This window comes from Arthrobacter cheniae, from assembly GCF_003602275.1.
Classification (GTDB): Bacteria; Actinomycetota; Actinomycetes; order Actinomycetales; family Micrococcaceae; genus Arthrobacter_D; species Arthrobacter_D cheniae.
In genome coordinates this window covers 256,870-275,537 of the sequence record NZ_QZVT01000005.1, presented here as the reverse complement: position 1 = coordinate 275,537, position 18,668 = coordinate 256,870, and the positions used below count along the sequence as shown (strand labels likewise).

The window sequence follows — 18,668 nt, the reverse complement described above, 5'->3', positions numbered from 1 at the left end:
AGCGGCGCGGCGTCCCGACGTCGTCAGACCGAGCGAGCGAGCACGTCCTCGACGTACGCGAGAAGTGTGCGGACGCCGACCCCGGTTCCGGCCTTGGGGGTGTAACCGTACGCGGCACCCTCGTTGAAGGCGGGTCCGGCGATGTCGAGGTGCGCCCAGGGGATCTTCTCGCCATCGACCTGCCCCACGAACTCGCGCAGGAAGACTGCAGCAGTCATCATGCCGCCGTTGCGCTCACCGATGTTGGCGATGTCCGCGACCTGAGACTCGAGGCTCGGACGCAGCTCCTCGGGAAGGGGCATGGGCCAGAACTGCTCCCCGGCTCGGTCGGCGGCGGCCTTGACGGCATCGCGCACGCCGTCGTCGCCCATGACGCCCGAGACCCTTGTGCCGAGTGCGATCATCTGTGCACCGGTGAGGGTGGCGATATCGATGATGGCGTCGGGGGACTCCTCGCTCGCTGCTGCCAGGCCGTCGGCCATGACGAGGCGGCCCTCGGCATCGGTGTTGAGGACTTCCACCGTGCGCCCGCCGTAGATCGAGAGGACGTCCTCGGGCCGCTGGGCGGTGCCCGAGGGCATGTTCTCGGCGAGGCAGAGCCACGCCGTGACCTTGGCTGGAAGGCCCAGTTCGGCGACCGCGAGGAGGGTGGTGAGGACGACGGCGGCGCCTGCCATGTCGAGTTTCATGGTCTGCATGCCGGCGGCGGGCTTGAGCGAGAGTCCGCCCGAGTCGAACGTGATGCCCTTGCCTACGAGGGCGAGGTGCACGGCGGACTTCGCGGGGGCGTATTCCACCTTGACCATGCGTGGCGGGCGCGATGACCCCTTGCCGACCCCGAGGATACCGCCGTAGCCGTCACGCTCGAGGCGCTTCTCGTCCATGATGGTGACCTTCACGGGAAGCCCGCGCGTGAGCTCCTTCGCCGCCTGGGCGAACGTCTCGGGGTAGAGGTGGCTGGGTGGCTGGTTGACGAGCGAGCGCGTGGTGTTGACGTTCTTGCCGAGGATGGCGGCGCGCCGGAAGGAAGGGACGAGATCGACGTCGTCGGCTGCCGGGGTGTGGACGACGACGTTGCGGACGGCGGTCCGGTCCGTGGCAGGGGCGACGGTGCCGTCGGGCTTCATGTTCGACTTGTGGCCCTCGTAGCTGTACGCACCGAACGCTGCACCTTCTGCGACGGCGGTCGCCGCAGAAACCGAATCCGCGGGAAACGCGATGACGACGGTGTCGAGGCCGGTCAGCTGGCGGACAGCGGCCCCGGCGGCGCGGCGCAGGGTCTCGGGGGCGAGCACCGCCTCCGCAGTCATCGGGCCGACGCCGGAGAGTACGAGGGAGTCCGCTCCGGTCTCGGGCAGGCCGGGAAGCCGGCGGACCTCATCCGCAGCTCCTGTGATGCCGAGTACCTGAAGGGAATCGCCGAGGGCGCGGGCTGCCTTCGCGGGCAGGGGATTGGCGAGCAGGACCGGTCCGTCCGTCCCCTTGGCAACCGCGATCACGAGCGCATCGCTCGGGATCTTCCTGATGTCCTTCGCGGAAGCTGTCAGGTGTAGTTCGGTCGTCTTGATCACGGAATCTGTCTCCTCGTGTCCGGATGGGTTGTCCAGATGCTGCATCGATCGTGGTTCCGGCATCTGGTGGTCCGAGAACCGTCCTGACGATCGTAGTCGCTGCGCCTGCGGTGACCGCCCGTGGTTTGCGCATCTCCCCTCCGGCAGAGATCGCATCGTCGGTCCGGTACGGTCTGCGGCGCGGTTCCTGCCATGGTTCTCCGCCCACGACCGGGTTCCGAGGTGATACGGAATGAAGCCGATGCAGCCGGCGTTGATGAAGACAGGACCTAAACGGAGGAAAGAGCCATGCTGGATCCACGAACCCTGTACAACATCAATACCGACATCTTCGACGACGCGACGACCAGGGGGCTGCCCCTCCTGATGAGCCTGACCGGCTTCATGGACGCCGGCCACGTGGTGTCGCAGGTCAGCGAAGAGCTCCTCGAGGTGCTCGAACATGAGCTGGTTGCCGAGTTCGACGCCGACCAGCTCATGGACTACCGGGGCCGGCGCCCCCGGATCACTTTCGTCGAGGACCATTTCACGGATTACCAGCCCCACCGCCTCGAACTCCACCGGCTCCACGACGGGCTCGGCGAGCCCTTCCTGCTCCTGACCGGCGTCGAGCCGGACCTCCAGTGGGAGCGATTCTCGAGCGCCGTCGTCGGACTCGTCAAGGAGCTGGAGGTGTCCCTCATCTCATGGGTGCACGCCATCCCCATGCCGGTCCCTCATACGCGTCCGATCGGCGTGACGATGCACGGCAATCGCTCCGACCTCATCGACGGAATGAGCGCCTGGCGACCGACCGTCGAGGTGCAGGCGTCGATCGGCCACGTGCTGGAGATGCGCCTCATCGAGGCCGGAAACGACGTCGTCGGGCACGTCATCCACGTGCCCCACTACCTCGCCGATGCAGAGTATCCGCCGGCAGCCGTAGCAGGCCTCGAGTACCTCGGGGCGACAGCCCGCCTGGTGCTGCCGACGGACAGGCTGCGCGAGACCGGACGCGACGTCGAACGTCAGATCGCCCGCCAGGTCGGTAACTCTGCGGAGGTGCAATCGGTGGTCAGCTCGCTCGAGCAGCGGTACGACGAGCACGCCGACGGCGCCGAGCGCCGATCGCTGCTGGTCAAGGAGAACAGCGAGCTTGCCAGCGCCGATGAACTCGGTGCAGCCGTCGAGGCCTATCTCGCCAGTCCGCAGGCGGAGGAGGAGTCGACCCTCCTCTGGGACACCGAGTTCCTGGGTACGACGCCCATCGACTACGGGAGCGGCGACGGCGGGCGGAGTGAGCAGTCGCCCGGTTCCGCGGATTCCGGCGTATCTGCCGATCCCAAAACGGCCGACGACGGAACTCCCGACGCTGATCCCCGCCCCACGACCTGAAAGTCCGATAGCACATGAAAATGCCCTCCTGCCCCTCCGGCGGGAGGGCATCTTCATGTGCAGCAACACTCCGAAGGGCGGGTAGGGCCCGGCGGCAGCGGCGGGATACCAGCGGCGGGATACTAGGGGAGTGAATCCTTCGAGGGCGACCCTGGTCTGGGCGGCGGGTGTGGCGGCCTACCTCGTCGCAGTCACCCAGCGCACCACGTTCGGCGTAGCCGGACTGGAAGCCACGGACCGCTTCAGCGCATCAGCCTCCCAGTTGTCGGTGTTCACCGTCGTCCAGCTGCTCGTGTATGCGGGCCTCCAGGTGCCCGTGGGTGTCCTCGTGGACCGCTGGGGCCCCCGTGCGCTCATCGTGACCGGCGGCATCCTGATGGCGGTCGGTCAGGCACAACTCGCGTTCGCGGACTCCGTGGGCGCCGGCATCATCGGCCGCCTGTTCGTGGGTGCGGGGGACGCGACGACGTTCATCAGCGTCCTGCGACTGCTTCCTGCCTGGTTCGAACCCCGGCGCATACCCGTCCTGACGCAATGGACCGGAATCATCGGGCAGCTCGGGCAGGTGGTCTCGGTCATCCCCTTCGTGGCGTTGCTCTCGACCTTCGGATGGCAACCCGCGTTCCTGTCCGCGGCGGCGCTCTCGGTGATCGCCGTCGTGCTCTCCGTCAGCGTGATCCGCGATTCTCCCGTGGCCGGCTCGGAGCGCACCACCCAGACGCTCAGGGAGACCGGTGCGTCTCTCGCGGAGGCGTGGAAGCAACCCGGAACACGCCTCGGGCTGTGGTCCCACTTCACCATCCAGTTCCCCGGGACGGTCTTCGTCCTGATGTGGGGCTACCCCTACCTGGTGCGAGCGGAGAAGGTGGGGGAGGGCCCCGCGTCCGCCCTCATGACCCTCTTCGTGGCGGTGGGCATCGCCTGCGGGCCTCTCCTCGGCCGTTACGTCGGTCGGCATCCGCTGCGGCGGTCCACGATGGTGCTCGCTATCGCCGCCCTGATGTCGGGTGCGTGGCTCGCGGTGCTGCTGTACCCGGGTCCCGCGCCACTGCCGCTGCTCACACTGCTCGTGGTGGCGCTGGCCGTCGGCGGGCCGGGTTCCATGATCGCCTTCGACTTCGCCCGCACGTTCAATCCGGCAGCCCGTATGGGAACGGCCACAGGGATCGTGAACATCGGTGGTTTCATGGCATCCCTGATGACGATGTTCGTCATCGGGGTCGTCCTCGATCTGCTGCTCGGAAGTGGTTTCTCTCAAGGTGACCTGTACGCGCTGGCATCCTTCCGCCTCGCAATGGCCGTGCAGCTCGTGGTGCTCGCGACCGGCGCCATCGCGATCGTGAGCGCCCGGCGGCGGGTTCGACGGCGGATGGCGGAACAGGGCGTCGTCGTTCCTCCGTTGCGGGAAGCCCTCGCTCGGGAACGCCGTAGACGCCGGGAGGAGAAGGCGGCCCGGAGGCGCGACAGCTAGTCATCGTGCGCCGCCGAGCGACCCTGCGGAGTCCGCGCGGCAGCGCTCTCCTATTGATAAGACAACGCGGCTTGTCCACATAGTGCTCCTGTCAGGAGCCTGACCGGAGCAGGGGCAGCAGGCTGTTCCGCATGACCTCCTCCATAAGCCCCGCACCCGGCAGCCCGACGTCCTCACCCTTTGCCGTCACATCACCGGCCGACATGCTGTCCTACATACCCCACGCCCTCGGTTTCATGCCCGAGGAGAGCCTGGTCGTCCTGACGACATCGGGCCGGAAACTGGGTGCCACGCTGCGGGTGGACCTGCCGCCGGACGGCTCCGACCTACTGGTCTTCGCTCAGGGGGTGTTGTCCTTCCTCCGGGGTGACGCCGGCGCCGACGGTTCGCTCGTGGTCGTGTACGCCCGGCAGGAATGGGCACGAGGTGCTCCCGCACCGCGTGTGCCGATGGTGCTGAAGCTCGAAGCCGTGCTGGGAGCTGCAGGATTGCCTGTGGGAGGCGGCTGGTTCGTTTCCGCAGGAGGGTGGCGCGACTACTTCTGCATGGACGCGGATTGCTGCCCCTGGCCCGGGCAGCCCCTCGACGCCGTCGTGGACAGCGCCCTGAACGCGGAACTCATCTTCGGCGGAAGTGCTTTCCATCCATCGGCCCCCGAAGCCGTCTTCCGCGAGGCCCCTGCCGTCGTCGCCAGGTCGGGGACGTCGGCGACAACCATCCCTGCTGTCGAGGATGCGCAGGCGCACTACGCCGCTTGCTGTGCGGGCCATTGGACGGACGAGGCGCAGTTCCACGCCACCTCTGCCGTCTGGGACGCCGTCCTGCAGGACGCGGGCGGGTTCCGCGTGGACGTCGAGCCCGACCTCGCCGGATTCCTGTTGGCCAGTGTCGAGTCGCGGACCATTCGTGATTTCCTTCTTGCAAGCGCGTGCGTGGGGTCGGTTACCGCCCTCGAGGGCGCAACAGCGTGCTGCCTGCTCGAGCAGTCGGAAGAGCCTGACGGGTTTCAGGAACGCGCTGGTGGCCGGGAAACCGGCCTCACCATCGGTGCGTCCGTCACGCCGTGGGTACCCGAGGTGGTCATGCCGGGCGAACTCCGCACCGCCGTTGGAGCCGCAGAGGCCGCGCTGCCCGTTGCCATCTGCAGGATTGCTTCGGGCGATAATCGTGACCCGTCCCGGCGAGAAGATGCCGGCGAGGACGCGGCCCAGTTGTATGCCGACGTTCTGGCCGGTCGATTCACAGGAAAAATCGACTGGCGTCGCGTCGATTCGATGACCCTTGTTCTCGGGGGCCTCGCCTGTGCGGCCGAGGGGGAGTCGCGCGCGGCAGTGCTGACGATGTGCGCCTGGTTCGAATATGCGCGCGGCCGGGGCTCGCGCGCAGCGGTATTCCTGGATGCAGCGGAGCAGGCGGTACCCGGCTATCGGCTCGCGCGGCTCCTCCAGGAGCTCCTGCGTCGTGGCGGACTGCCTGCCTGGGCCCGGATCCGTTCGACTGCCTGGACGGCCGAAGCAGGGCGCACTTCCCGCAGAGCGGCCTGACGGGGAGAGCTGCGCCGGGGCCGGAAACGACGCGTCACCCCGTCGCGTTCAGCAAGCTGGGAATTTCCGACGTGACAGCGAAGCGTGAGACAATAAAGGTTGAGACCCGGTTGGGTCCGTGCACCAGAACAGCACCGAGCATCCCATGTAGGTCGTCGCCTTGAGGCGCACGCCGAGGGGAATAGCACGGTCGGCAGGACCGTTCCAATGGGAGCAGGCCCCGCCGGGTTCGCCTGGTAACAGCGCGGACTTGACAGGGTCATAGTGGTGTTGTCCGTCTGATGGCACCACACACCGCCGTACGAAAGGTTCTCTGTGTCGGTCAAGAAGACAGCAGCACCGGCGTCGACAGACGCTGGTACCACCACTACCAAGCGACGGGTAGCGGCGAAGAAGCCCGCGACGAAGGCTGCTTCCTCCGCGGCGGCCGCAAAGGCTTCCACCTCGGATGCCCAGGGTTCGGTGGACACGCTCGATGCAGCGGATCCGGCCGTCGATGTCGCCGTAGACGCCGAGGACGCAAAGCCCGATGTCGCCGAGGGCGGCACCACCACCGGTTTCGTCTACTCCGACGCCGACGACGACGACGCTCCCGCCCAGCAGGTCGTCTCGGCCGGTGCCACGGCCGACCCTGTCAAGGACTACCTCAAGCAGATCGGAAAGGTCGCACTGCTCAATGCCGAGCAGGAAGTCGATCTGGCACTCCGTATCGAAGCAGGCCTCTTCGCCGAGGAGAAGATCGCGGCTGATCCGGACATGGATCCCAAGCTGAAGCGCGAGCTCGAATTCGTCATCCATGACGGCAAGAGGGCGAAGAACCACCTGCTCGAGGCGAACCTCCGCCTCGTCGTATCCCTTGCCAAGCGCTATACCGGCCGCGGCATGCTCTTCCTCGACCTCATCCAGGAAGGGAACCTGGGTCTCATCCGCGCAGTCGAGAAATTCGACTACACCAAGGGCTTCAAGTTCTCGACCTACGCGACCTGGTGGATCCGCCAGGCCATCACGCGTGCCATGGCTGACCAGGCCCGGACCATCCGCATCCCGGTGCACATGGTCGAGGTCATCAACAAGCTCGCACGCGTCCAGCGCCAGATGCTGCAGGACCTTGGACGGGAACCAACACCGGAGGAGCTTGCGCTCGAACTGGACATGACACCGGAGAAGGTCGTCGAGGTCCAGAAGTACGGCCGCGAGCCCATCTCACTGCATACCCCCCTCGGCGAGGACGGCGACTCGGAGTTCGGCGACCTGATCGAGGACTCCGAGGCAGTCGTTCCGGCCGACGCCGTCAGTTTCACTCTCCTTCAGGAGCAGCTCCACTCGGTGCTCGACACATTGTCGGAACGCGAAGCAGGCGTCGTCGCGATGCGCTTCGGCCTGACCGACGGACAGCCCAAAACGCTGGACGAGATCGGTAAGGTCTACGGGGTCACCCGTGAGCGGATCCGCCAGATCGAATCGAAGACGATGTCGAAGCTGCGGCACCCGTCCCGGTCCCAGGTGTTGCGCGACTACCTCGACTGATTCAGCGAAACCCGCTCGGACAAGACGCAGGGCCCTTCCTCCGGGAGGGGCCCTGTGTCTTGTCCGGAGAACCTCCTGCGCGTGAGGTCCGGCTTCATGAGCAGACGGGAGCACTGTGCATGAACGTCGTCGAAGGTGAACAGGCTTGTCGAGGACGACAAAAGAACGGGCCCCCTCCGGTGGAGGGGACCCGTTCTTCTCATCTTCAGCGCCTTGTACACGGGGGCGCTTGCTCTGAAGTCGGTGTGCGGAGGTCCGCAGGTCAGTCAGCCGGTACGGCCGGCTTTTCGCGGAGCCGCTCGGTTTCGTCCTGCCACTCGGATGTGAGCGGCTTCAGGTTCGCTTCGACGGCGCGCGCGTGGTGGCCGCAGAACAGAAGCTCTCCACCGGAGGACTGAAGGACTGCCCGCACGTAAGCCTGGGCACCGCATCGGTCGCAGCGGTCCAGGGCAGTGAGTTCGCGAGTTGCTACTGCAGTGGTCATGATTGCCTCCTCATGTGGATCGTGTACTCATATAACCACTATTCGTTGCCACTGCTTCGCTGGCTGGGCCTCCTTTCGCTCCGGGCGTACCAGGGGTATGGGTCACACTTCGGCAGGGGCGGGATTCCGCGGCAGGACGCGCCTGCCGCAGCGTGTCGGTCCCGCGTAATAAACTGAATCGAAACCTTTTCCGCAATCACCCTCCTGACGCCTGTCCTGGATCGTGCCGTCCTGCCAAGGAGACCACTGCACTGTGACACCCCCCACTTCGGACTACACAGCCCGGCACCTCTCGGTCCTCGAGGGCCTCGAAGCGGTCCGCAAGCGTCCCGGCATGTACATCGGATCGACGGACTCGCGCGGCCTGATGCACTGCCTGTGGGAAATCATCGACAACTCCGTCGATGAAGCGTTGGCAGGATACGGGCAGAGCATCACGGTGATCCTGCACGCCGACGGGTCCGTCGAGATCCATGACGACGGCCGAGGGATCCCGGTCGACATCGAACCGAAGACCGGTTTGACGGGTGTCGAGGTCGTTTTCACCAAACTCCACGCGGGCGGCAAGTTCGGCGGCGGTTCGTACACGGCGTCGGGCGGACTCCATGGCGTCGGCGCGAGCGTCGTCAATGCCCTGTCCTCCCGACTCGATGCGTTCGTGGACCGCGGTAGCAAGACCTATGCAATGTCCTTCCGGCGGGGTGAGCCGGGCGTGTTCAAGGACGCGAAGACGCCGTCGCCGACGTCCGCCTTCGAACCCTTCCTCGACGGATCGCGCCTCGAGGTGGTCGGCACGGCGAAGCGCGGGGTCACCGGCACGCGCATCAGGTACTGGGCTGACCGCCAGATCTTCACCGCAGACGCAGCCTTCTCCTACGAGGAGCTTCAGACGCGGGCTCGCCAGACGTCGTTCCTGGTGCCGGGACTCCGCATCGTACTGCGGGACGAGCGGAAGATGCCGGGCACGCCCGGCGAATCCGGACCGGTCGAGGAAGTCTTCCAGCACGACGGTGGAATTTCGGAGTATGCCGAGTTCCTCGCCCTCGACGCGGCCGTCACCGACGTGTGGCGCATTCAGGGCTCCGGCCGTTTCAAGGAGTCCGTCCCCGTCCTCGATGACCGCGGCCACAGCCAGATGGCAGAAGTCGAGCGCGACTGCGACGTCGACATCGCCCTGCGCTGGGGTATCGGTTACGAGACGACCGTCCGGAGCTACGTGAACATCATCGCGACGCCGAAGGGCGGCACGCATCAGAGCGGCTTCGAGCAGGCCCTGCTGAAGACCTTCCGCAAGGTGATCGGGGACAACGCCCGCAAGTTGAAGGCCGGCAGCGACAAAATCGAGAAGGACGACGTCTTCGCAGGACTGACCGCAGTTCTCACCGTGCGGCTCGCGGAGCCTCAGTTCGAGGGTCAGACGAAGGAGATCCTCGGTACCTCGGCCGTCAAGGCCATCGTGACGAAAGTCGTCGAGAAGGAACTGCAGGCGCGCCTCTCCTCCTCTGCCCGGAATGACAAGGTCCAGTCGACTCTCCTGCTGGAGAAGGTCGTCGCGGAGATGAAGTCACGTATCTCCGCGAGGGTGCATAAGGAAACACAGCGCCGCAAGAACGCCCTCGAGACGTCGACCATGCCGGCCAAGCTCGCCGACTGCCGGATCGACGACCAGGAACGTTCCGAGCTGTTCATCGTCGAGGGCGACAGCGCCCTCGGTACCGCGAAGAATGCCCGGTCATCCGATTATCAGGCGCTCCTGCCCATCCGAGGCAAGATCCTCAACGTGCAGAAGGCCTCCGTCGGCGACATGCTCTCGAATGCCGAGTGTGCCGCACTCATCCAGGTCATCGGGGCCGGTTCCGGCAGGAGTTTCCAGCTCGATGCCCGGCGCTACGGCAAGGTCATCCTGATGACCGACGCCGATGTGGACGGTGCCCATATCCGGACCCTGCTGCTCACCCTGTTCTTCCGCTACATGCGGCCGCTGGTCGAGGCCGGACGCGTGTATGCCGCCGTGCCGCCCCTTCACCGCGTCGAGGTGATCAACGGCGGATCCAAAGCGAACGAGATGATCTACACCTACTCGGAGGCGGAACTGACACGTCTCCTCGCGGCCATGGAGAAGCAGGGCAAGCGCTACAAGTCACCTATCCAGCGCTACAAGGGGCTGGGGGAAATGGACGCCGACCAGCTCGCGGAGACCACGATGGACCCCAGGCACAGGACCTTGAGGCGGGTGCGAATCCAGGAAGCGGAGTCGGCCGAGCGGGTGTTCGATCTCCTGATGGGCAGCGACGTCGCGCCGCGGAAGGATTTCATCGTCGCTGGGGCAGCATCCCTGGATCGCGATCGCATCGACGCCTGACGGGGCGCCGATGGACTGCCAGTAGCCGGAAGCGTCAGCCGAGCAGTTCCGGAGCGACCAGCAGGGCCGGCGGCACCACGAGCAACAAGCCTGCTGTCGACAGCGCGAGCGCTTGCTGGACCCTGCCGAGGGGTGGCAGCGGAGTGAGTAACCGGCGCAGGCGAGGCGCGGTGGAGTGCGCGTCCGCGGTACCACCCGTTACGTCCGCCCCCGGGGTGGTCCCGAACCTGGTCTCGTCCGCGAGGGGATCATCAAGGGGGTCCGCTGCGCGAGGAAGTGTGCCTGCACCGACGATCACGATGGCGCGCATGAGCGTTTGTTCATCCACGTGGCGCAGCGCCTCATCGTCGGCGAGCATTTCGATCAGTTCGCTCACGGCGCGCTGCGCCAGTTGCGACGTCGGAAGCCACGGTAAGGCCGAACGCCAGGCAGCAAATGCCCACAGCAGCAGGTGGTGGCGCTGGTGGAGGTGCGCGTTCTCGTGGGTGAGGACGGCGTCGAGTTCCGCGCGGCTCAGCAGATCCATCAGGCCGTCGGACATGACGGTGACCGAGCGTGCGCCGCCGGGGAGGCAGTAGGCCACGGGAGCCGGGTGATTGATGACGAGGGTCGCTGGCTGGTCGGCCGCAGGGGAGCTCAGCAGATTGAGCATGTCGCGATGGCGACGACGCTGCCGACGGATCCGGACGAACGTCAGGGCCAGGGTGAAGACGAGGTGGCCGAACAGGAGTGTTGCGGCGCTGATGGCGAAAACGTGGATCACGCCGAGGGTCTGCGCGGACCTGTCATTGAGCACGATGTCGAAGAACCCGGACGACGCCGAAATGAGATTGTCCCCCAGCGGTTCGAGGCCCCACACGAGCATGGCCCCGATCATCGACAGTCCGCCGGCAAGAGCGATCGACTGCCATAGCACCATGGCCGTGAAGGGTGCACGGGCAGGCCAGGAGGCGCGGGAAAGGGCAATGGGGGCAGGCCACGCAAGGAGGATCGCGAGGGCCGCGAGCAGGTAGGAGGCCCAGAACACGGGCGGGTCAGCTGCCGCCGAGCAGCTTGCGCAGGGTTTGTGCCTCGGTTTCGGAGACGCTGCCGATGAAGCGCGCCAGAACTGCTTCGCGATCCGGTGCGGTCACGAGTACCTCGTGCATGAGTTCAGCCGTGTGGTCCTCGCGGCTCGTCACGGATTTGTAGCGGTGGGGCCGGTTGTCGCGCTCCCGCTTGACCAGTCCCTTCTTCTCGAGCCGCGAGAGGACGGTGAGGACCGTCGTCACGGCGAGCTCGCGTCCCACTTCTCCCAGGGGCGCCTCGGCAATGGCATCCCGCAGCTCATTGGCGGTCATCGCTTCCGGCGTTGCCCACAGCAGTTCCATCACTGTGCGTTCGAGATCTCCGAGCGTTGCCATGTTCTTCCTTCGATCAATTGCGATCCCGATCCGACCTGGACCCGGATCCGCTCCCCGAAGCGAGCGATGAAGCGTGGTGCATCTAACGTACAACTTCTTGCACCACATTTCTACTCTACGTAGAAATGATGCCGTGCATGTTCTACGATAGGTAGAAGAACTTGTTCTACAGACTGTAGAAGTTCCGTCGACACTGACGCCAGGCGCTGCTGAGAGGGCCACATGGAAGCCTTGGAAATTGCCAGGTGGCAATTCGGAATCACCACCGTCTATCACTTCCTCATGGTCCCCCTGACGATCGGGCTGGGTTTGCTGGTAGCCGTGATGCAGACCATGTGGCACCGCTCCGGGAAGGAGCACTACCTGCGCATGACGAAGTTCTGGGGCAAGCTCTTCCTCATCAACTTCATCATGGGTGTGGCGACGGGCCTGGTGCAGGAATTCCAGTTCGGGATGGCCTGGAGCGAGTACAGCCGCTTCGTCGGTGACGTCTTCGGTGCCCCGCTCGCCATGGAGGCACTCCTTGCCTTCTTCGTGGAATCCACCTTCCTCGGCCTCTGGATCTTCGGCTGGGGCCGGCTGCCACGTCTGGTCCACCTGCTCTGTCTCTGGGCCGCAGTGCTCGCCTCAGTGTTCTCTGCCTACTTCATCCTGGTGGCGAACTCGTGGATGCAGCACCCCGTGGGGGTCGAGATGGTCGACGGCCGGCCCGTGATGGTCGACGCCTGGGCGGTCTTCACGAACAACACGGCACTGGTCGCCTTCCCGCACACCGTCTTCGGCGCACTGGCGGTCGCAGGTGCCTTCCTCCTCGGTATCAGCTGGTATCACCTGCACAAGCGACGCCACGACGGCCTCGACACGGTGGGTGCCCATGGCACCGTGATCGTGGGCGATGCCGGCGGTGCCCGTGACGCCGTCGACCACAGGGTGTGGCTGGTGTCCGCCCGGGCCGGGGCCATTGTCGCCATGATCGCCTTCGCGGGGACAGGCATCACCGGTGACCTGCAGGGCAAGCTCATGTTCGACCAGCAGCCCATGAAGATGGCTGCAGCCGAGGCTGCCTGCCACGACGGCACGGGATTCTCCATCCTCTCCGTCGGCAACCTCGGCGCGCAGAGCTGTGACGACATCACGGCCGTCATCGAGGTACCCGGCGTGCTGTCCTTCCTGGCCAACGGCGACTTCACCACCGAGGTCAAGGGCGTGAACACCCTGCTTCCCGAATATCAGGAGAAGTACGGCACTACCTTGCCCGACGATCCCATGTACGGCGAGCGGGCGGGCACGGAGATCGATTACCTACCCGTCATGGAGGTCACCTACTGGGGCTTCCGCATCATGATCGGCTTCGGGGCGATCGCCGCGGGTGCCGCCGCGCTCGCCCTCTGGGTCCTCAGGAAGGGGACCGTTCCCGAATCCCGCTGGCTCATGCGGCTCGCAGTCTTCGGGATCCTCGCCCCCTTCGGCGCCAACTCGGCAGGCTGGATCTTCACGGAGATGGGCCGGCAGCCGTTCGTCGTCGCGCCGAATCCCGACCCCTCCGGTATCGACAGCGTCTTCATGTTCACCGCCGCCGCCGTGTCGCCCGGGGTCTCCCTCGGCGAGCTGGTCGCGTCCCTCGTGGCACTGACCTCGGTGTACGCCGTCCTGCTCGTGGTCGAGGTGAAGCTCCTCTTCTCCTACGTCCGGGGTGGCACCGCCTCAGCCATGCCGGAGCTGGCGCAGGCAGGTTCGGACTCCGGTCACGGGGGCGACGGCGGGAGCGGCGTGTCCGGAGCGCGCCACGGAGGAAAGGACGACGGCGATGTCCTCGCTTTCGCCTACTGACCGGGCGCAAACCACTTGCGCTGCGCGGTCGCGGACGGGCGTCGCGTCGGCGCACGCAACCGGTGCTGTGCGGGCGCGGAGGATTGGCGCTACGTCGCCGAAAACCACTCGCGCTGCGCGGGTGCGGACTACCGTCGCTGCCCGCGGCGGGGCCCGCCCCGACCCCGTCCGCGCATACCTGATGCCTGCGACTCCCCGAAAGGTGCTTCGATGACCGAGGCCTTGCCTACCCTCTGGTTCGTCCTGATCGCCGTGCTGTGGGCCGGCTACCTCTTTCTCGAGGGGTTCGATCTCGGGGTGGGCATGCTCATGAAACTCATGGCACGCAACGACACCCAGCGGCGCGTCCTGCTGAATACGGTCGGCCCCGTCTGGGACGGCAACGAGGTCTGGCTCGTCACCGCTGTAGGCGCCACCTTCGCCGCGTTTCCCCACTGGTACGCGTCGCTGCTGTCGGCGCTCTACCTGCCGTTCCTGCTCGTGCTCCTCGGCCTCATCTTTCGTGCTGTCGCCTTCGAGTGGCGCGGAAAGCGGGACAGCGACGCGTGGCGGGACCGCTGGGACTGGGCCATCGCCGTCGGATCCTTCATTGCAGCGGCAGGCATCGGTGCCGCGCTCGCCCTCACGACCACGGGGCTGCCGCTCGACGTCAATGGCAATCGCGTGGGCGGTGCCTTCGCCTGGGCCACGATGCCCGCATTGCTCGGTGCCGTCGCCGTCGTGCTCTTCTGCCTCGTCCACGCCGCAGCCTTCGTGGCGCTGAAGACGGAGGGGAGCATCCGCAGTCAGGCGGACCGGCTCTTCCGCCGACTCCTGCCGGTCGCCATGATCCCGTTCCTGGGTTGGGCGCTGCTCGTGCAGGTGGGCAGCGGCACGGTCGTCACGTGGTTCGTCGTCGTGCTTGCGGTCGTGGCATTCATCGCGTCCTACCGCGCCGCGACCGTCGGCCGCGACGGGCGGGCCTTCGCCGGACTGGGGGTCGGCATGCTGGCCCTCATCGGGTCGATCTTCGGGGCCGCCTTCCCCGTGGTCCTGCCCTCCACCCTCGACCCGGCCTTCGACCTGACGGTGCAGAATGCGTCCTCCTCGCCCTACACCCTCGGACTGATGAGTCTGGTTGCGTGCTTCGGACTCCCGCTCGTCCTCGCTTATCAGGCCTGGACATACTGGGTCTTCCGTCGGCGTGTGTCCGAGGCGAGCATCCCCGCCGCGCACGCCGTCACAGCCCTGTGAGCGGAGCCACCAGGACACCCATGCACGAGAGCACGCCCACCTCACCGCCGACTGCTTCACCGACCACAGCACCGGCCGCCGCCGACGGCGGCACGGGAAGCGGGCAGCAGACGCACCGGGTCTCGCCGATCTCCTCCCTCCGGGCGGGTGGGCCGGCGGGAGCGGCGGGGTCCGGAACGGCCGTGTATCTCCTCGGGGCCCTAGCCGCCGCCCGCGCCCTGGGCCTGGTTCTCATGGCGCAGGCCCTCGCTCTCGGGATTGCGTCCCTCGCCGCCGATTCGTTGGACGTCCGTTCGGTCCTGCTCCAGGGCATCGCCGGCGCAGGATTGCGCACAGTCGCGGCCTGGGGTCAGGATGCGACGGCGGCGCGACTGGCGATGGGTGTCAGGGAGCGGATGCGCGAGTCCGCCCTCCTTCGCGTGCTCGACGACGGCGGCACTGCGCCCACGGCAGCGCCCGGCAGCGGACAGGGTTCCCTGGCAGTGCTGCTGACCCGTGGCCTCGACGGGCTCGACAAGTACTACACGCAGTACCTGCCCGCGCTCATCACCTGCGCCGTGGTGCCGCTTCTCATCGGTGCGCGGATCCTCGCCGCCGACTGGGTCAGCGCGCTCATCATCGTCCTCACAGTGCCTCTCGTCCCGGTCTTCATGGCGCTGATCGGCCTGCACACCCAGGACCGCACGCAGCAGGCAGCTGCGGCGCTCGGGCGTCTTTCCGACCACCTGCTCGAACTCGCTCGGGGTCTCCCCGTCCTGGTGGGCCTCGGGCGGGCCGCTGAGCAGACGCGGGCTCTCAACGACATCGCCGGCGCCTACACCTCGCGTACGATGACGACGCTCCGCACGGTCTTCCTGTCTTCCCTCGCCCTGGAACTGATCAGCACCATCTCCGTCGCCGTCGTCGCGGTGTTCGCCGGCATCCGCCTGATCCACGGCGACCTGAGTCTGGAAACGGCCCTGATCGCACTCATCCTCGCGCCGGAATGCTACGGCCCGATCCGCGACGTCGGTGCAGCCCACCATGCGAGCGAGGACGGCGAGGAGGCCGGGTCGCGGGTACGCGCCGTGATCGACGCCCCGCGACCGGCCGGTGTCGACGCTGCGGGACCGGCCGGTGTCGACGCTGCGCAAGGGGCCGGGGGAGCAGCCCCGGGACCGGCCGGTGTCGACGCTGCGCGAGGAGCCGGGGAAGCAGCCCCGTCGACGGCCTATCGGGAAACCGCCGTGGCATGGGCCGGTGTGAGCGTGGAAGGACTGACTGCCCGGTACGACGGCGTCCTGGAGCCGGTCGTCGACCGCGTGTCGTTCACACTTCGACCCGGCTCCGTCACGGCTCTCCGAGGTCCGAGCGGATCGGGAAAATCGACGCTCATGCGAGCACTGGCCGGGGGCGGGGCAGTCCCGCCGGGTCTCCAGCTCGCGGGCAGCATGACGGGCCTCGAGGACGGTGGAGTCGCATGGGTCCCGCAACACCCCGAAGTGCTCATGAGTTCGGTCCGCGCGGAACTCGCCCTGTACGGCGGGGTCTCCGAGGACGATCCGTCGATTACGGAGACGCTCGCATCCGTGGGGGCGGGCGGACTCGTGGACAGGGCTACGGGGGAGCTGAGTCCCGGCGAGCTGAGGCGTGTCGCCGTCGCCCGGGCGCTCATGCGCGCACAGGATCCGTTGGTCCGCCTCCTGCTCCTCGACGAGCCCACCGCGCATGTCGACGAAGAGTCGTCGGCAGCCATCCGGGCGGCCCTCCAGGCACGCCGGCCCGGGCTGACGGTCCTCCTGATCGCGCACGACGACGAGACGGCGGGCATCGCGGCGTCCGAGCTATGGCTCGGTCCGAGGCCCGCTCCCTCATTGTCGGCAGAGTCCTCGTCGTCGTCCTTCCACGCCAGGGACATCGCGGCCATGACCGTTGACCCCGTCAACTCGGTCGATACCCGTTCCGGTGGAGCGCTCCCTCGCACGCTGCGGACCCTGCCGTCGTCGGCGCCGAGGACTACGGCAACGACGACTACGGCAACGACGGCTACGGCAACGGCTACGACGACCACGACTACGACTACGGCAACGACGACTACGGCACCGGGTACGACGCTTACGAGGACGACACCGACGCCGGTGACGACGGGAGCATCGTTGTGCCAGTCGGCCCATGACGTGCTTGCACTCGTCCGGCCGTGGGACCGACGCTTCCTTGCGGCGGCGGCGCTGGGCCTGGGCGCCGCCGTCTTCGCTGTCGCACTGACGGCCCTCAGCGGCTGGCTGATCGTCCGAGCTGCGGAGCAGCCCCCGATCCTCTATCTCCTGACGGCCATCGTCGGTGTGCGTTTCTTCGGCATCGGCCGGTCCCTCCTGCGCTACGAGGAACGGCTCTGGCTCCACCGGGCGGTCTTCCATCGAGCGGATGACACGCGACTGCGCCTGTGGACCGGGCTGCTCCGCGCCGGACGGTCCTGGCGAACCATCGCACGCGGCTCAGGAGGAATCGAACGCCTGATCGGTGACGTCGACGAACTGAGGGACCTCTCCGCGCGTGCGCTGTTACCGTTCGTCACCTCCGCCCTCACCGGTATCGCGGCGCTCGTCACGACCGCCATCCTGCACCCTGCCTCGCTCGGCTGGCAGGCGCTCGCCGTCGGTGCCGCCGTCGTCGTCGCGCCGCTCGTCGCGGTCCTGCGCGAGCAGGCCGCCGGTGCCGCAGCCGTGGAGATACGCGCCGAGGCTCTTGAACGCATCACACGCCTGCTGCGGGCAGCGCCGGACCTCAGGGTGAACGGTGTCCACCGCGCCGCGCTCGCGGGGACACGGACGCTCGACGGACGGGTCGCGGTGGCAGCACGCCGGTCGGCGGCCGCAGCCGGCGCATCGACGGCGGTGATCGTTGCCGCGTGCTGTGCCGCGGCCCTCGGCATCCTTGTCACCGCGAATGGGGTAGCGGCTGACACCACGGCCGTGTTGGTGCTCATGCAGCTCGCCCTGATCGAACCCTTCGTCGCAGGGACAGCGGCCGTCCAGCACTGGGGTCCCCTCTCTGCGGTTACACGCCGCATCCGGCCGATGCTGGGTCCTTCCCCGGATCGGCAGGAGGAGCAGGCAGCGAGCATCCACGGACCGGAGGTCGTTCCGGTGAGGACGCTCGCCCTCGACGACGCCGGGATCGGCTACCAGCCGGGTCATCCTGTGGTCACCGGGGTGAACCTGCAGTTGGCTCCCGGACGGTGGACAGGTCTCACCGGCCCGTCCGGCAGCGGCAAATCGACCATCCTGGGAGCACTGTTGGGATTCCTGCCCCTCGATGAGGGCCGTCTCGTGGTCAACGGGTCGACCAGCGTCGTCGGTGGTGTGCCTCGCATCGCCTGGTGCCCCCAGGAGAGCCACCTGTTCACCTCCACCCTGAGGTCCAACCTCCAGCTCGCGCGAGCCCCCGGGGATCCCGCGACCGAGGAAGAGCTCCACGCTGTCATCCGTGCTGTGGGACTGGCCGACATGGTGGCCGGTCTGGAGAACGGCCTCGATGCCCAGGCCGGATCGGGTGGATCGCGCCTGTCCGGCGGTCAGCGCCAACGACTTGCCGTGGCTCGCGCACTGCTGACCCGATCCGGCGTCGTCCTCCTCGACGAGCCCATCGCTCACCTCGACGCCGCCGGCGCCCGATCGTTGCTCGAGGATCTGCGGCACGGGCTTCCCGAGACGGCGGTCCTCCTGGTGACCCACGACCCCGACGAGGCAGCGCTGTGTGATGACGTCGTCGTGCTGGGATCGGCTCACCCCCTGCCTCACGCAGGATCGGAGTCCTGGTAACCGCGTCCGACCTACCGCTCGCTGTGGGTGTCGGCGGCTGCGTCGCGCCCTGCCGGAGCTGAAACATCC

Annotated in this window: 12 protein-coding genes; 8 read left to right on the top strand and 4 right to left on the bottom strand. The window is 67.2% G+C overall.

Annotation, left to right across the window (positions count from 1 at the left end; translation table 11 throughout):
- Nucleotides 1-23 precede the first annotated feature (23 nt).
- Entirely contained in the window at nt 24-1,571 is a 1,548-nt protein-coding gene (locus D6T63_RS11565) for a leucyl aminopeptidase (RefSeq protein WP_120149291.1), read from the bottom strand.
- Nucleotides 1,572-1,859: 288 nt separating this feature from the next.
- Here D6T63_RS11565 and D6T63_RS11560 point away from each other — a divergent pair, with 288 nt between their 5' ends.
- The 4 genes from D6T63_RS11560 to D6T63_RS11545 all read left to right on the top strand — a co-directional run bounded on the left by D6T63_RS11560 (nt 1,860) and on the right by D6T63_RS11545 (nt 7,487).
- The gene (locus D6T63_RS11560; protein WP_120149183.1) at nt 1,860-2,945 is read left to right on the top strand and encodes a proteasome assembly chaperone family protein; all 1,086 of its coding nucleotides are present in this window, start codon (nt 1,860-1,862) and stop codon (nt 2,943-2,945) included.
- A 130-nt stretch (nt 2,946-3,075) separates the two neighbouring features.
- Nucleotides 3,076-4,416: an MFS transporter gene (locus D6T63_RS11555; protein WP_120149182.1), complete on the top strand. Its 1,341-nt coding sequence runs from the start codon at nt 3,076-3,078 to the stop codon at nt 4,414-4,416.
- A gap of 131 nt (nt 4,417-4,547) precedes the next feature.
- Nucleotides 4,548-5,960: a DUF4192 domain-containing protein gene (locus D6T63_RS11550; protein ID WP_120149181.1), complete on the top strand. Its 1,413-nt coding sequence runs from the start codon at nt 4,548-4,550 to the stop codon at nt 5,958-5,960.
- Nucleotides 5,961-6,275: 315 nt separating this feature from the next.
- A complete protein-coding gene (locus tag D6T63_RS11545; protein WP_120149180.1) occupies nt 6,276-7,487 on the top strand; it encodes an RNA polymerase sigma factor in 1,212 nt (403 codons plus the stop codon).
- A 262-nt stretch (nt 7,488-7,749) separates the two neighbouring features.
- On the opposite strand, the gene D6T63_RS11540 is transcribed toward D6T63_RS11545, so the two are convergent.
- Nucleotides 7,750-7,971, bottom strand: coding sequence for a DUF7455 domain-containing protein (locus D6T63_RS11540; protein ID WP_120149179.1), 222 nt, complete (start codon nt 7,969-7,971; stop codon nt 7,750-7,752).
- Nucleotides 7,972-8,224: 253 nt separating this feature from the next.
- Here D6T63_RS11540 and D6T63_RS11535 point away from each other — a divergent pair, with 253 nt between their 5' ends.
- Nucleotides 8,225-10,333, top strand: coding sequence for a DNA gyrase/topoisomerase IV subunit B (locus D6T63_RS11535; protein WP_120149178.1), 2,109 nt, complete (start codon nt 8,225-8,227; stop codon nt 10,331-10,333).
- Nucleotides 10,334-10,367: 34 nt separating this feature from the next.
- Here D6T63_RS11535 and D6T63_RS11530 read toward each other — a convergent pair whose 3' ends face one another.
- Complete coding sequence (locus D6T63_RS11530; RefSeq protein ID WP_120149177.1) at nt 10,368-11,360, bottom strand: M56 family metallopeptidase; 993 nt, start codon at nt 11,358-11,360, stop codon at nt 10,368-10,370.
- Nucleotides 11,361-11,367: 7 nt separating this feature from the next.
- Complete coding sequence (locus D6T63_RS11525) at nt 11,368-11,736, bottom strand: BlaI/MecI/CopY family transcriptional regulator (protein WP_120149176.1); 369 nt, start codon at nt 11,734-11,736, stop codon at nt 11,368-11,370.
- A 222-nt stretch (nt 11,737-11,958) separates the two neighbouring features.
- Here D6T63_RS11525 and D6T63_RS11520 point away from each other — a divergent pair, with 222 nt between their 5' ends.
- From D6T63_RS11520 to cydC, 3 genes are all read left to right on the top strand, one after another.
- The gene (locus D6T63_RS11520) at nt 11,959-13,566 is read left to right on the top strand and encodes a cytochrome ubiquinol oxidase subunit I (protein WP_120149175.1); all 1,608 of its coding nucleotides are present in this window, start codon (nt 11,959-11,961) and stop codon (nt 13,564-13,566) included.
- 210 nt (nt 13,567-13,776) lie between these two features.
- Complete coding sequence (gene cydB / locus D6T63_RS11515; RefSeq protein ID WP_120149174.1) at nt 13,777-14,799, top strand: cytochrome d ubiquinol oxidase subunit II; 1,023 nt, start codon at nt 13,777-13,779, stop codon at nt 14,797-14,799.
- A 20-nt stretch (nt 14,800-14,819) separates the two neighbouring features.
- Entirely contained in the window at nt 14,820-18,599 is a 3,780-nt protein-coding gene (gene cydC, locus D6T63_RS11510) for a thiol reductant ABC exporter subunit CydC (RefSeq protein ID WP_120149173.1), read from the top strand.
- Nucleotides 18,600-18,668: the final 69 nt, after the last annotated feature.

Bases quoted from the DNA above. Each gene is read 5' to 3' on its own strand.
- D6T63_RS11560 (WP_120149183.1), top strand. From the start codon at position 1,860: ATGCTGGATCCACGAACCCTGTACAACATCAATACCGACATCTTCGAC.
- cydC (WP_120149173.1), top strand. From the start codon at position 14,820: ATGCACGAGAGCACGCCCACCTCACCGCCGACTGCTTCACCGACCACA.
- D6T63_RS11525 (WP_120149176.1), bottom strand. From the start codon at position 11,736: ATGGCAACGCTCGGAGATCTCGAACGCACAGTGATGGAACTGCTGTGG.
- D6T63_RS11540 (WP_120149179.1), bottom strand. From the start codon at position 7,971: ATGACCACTGCAGTAGCAACTCGCGAACTCACTGCCCTGGACCGCTGC.
- D6T63_RS11550 (WP_120149181.1), top strand. From the start codon at position 4,548: ATGACCTCCTCCATAAGCCCCGCACCCGGCAGCCCGACGTCCTCACCC.
- D6T63_RS11520 (WP_120149175.1), top strand. From the start codon at position 11,959: ATGGAAGCCTTGGAAATTGCCAGGTGGCAATTCGGAATCACCACCGTC.
- cydB (WP_120149174.1), top strand. From the start codon at position 13,777: ATGACCGAGGCCTTGCCTACCCTCTGGTTCGTCCTGATCGCCGTGCTG.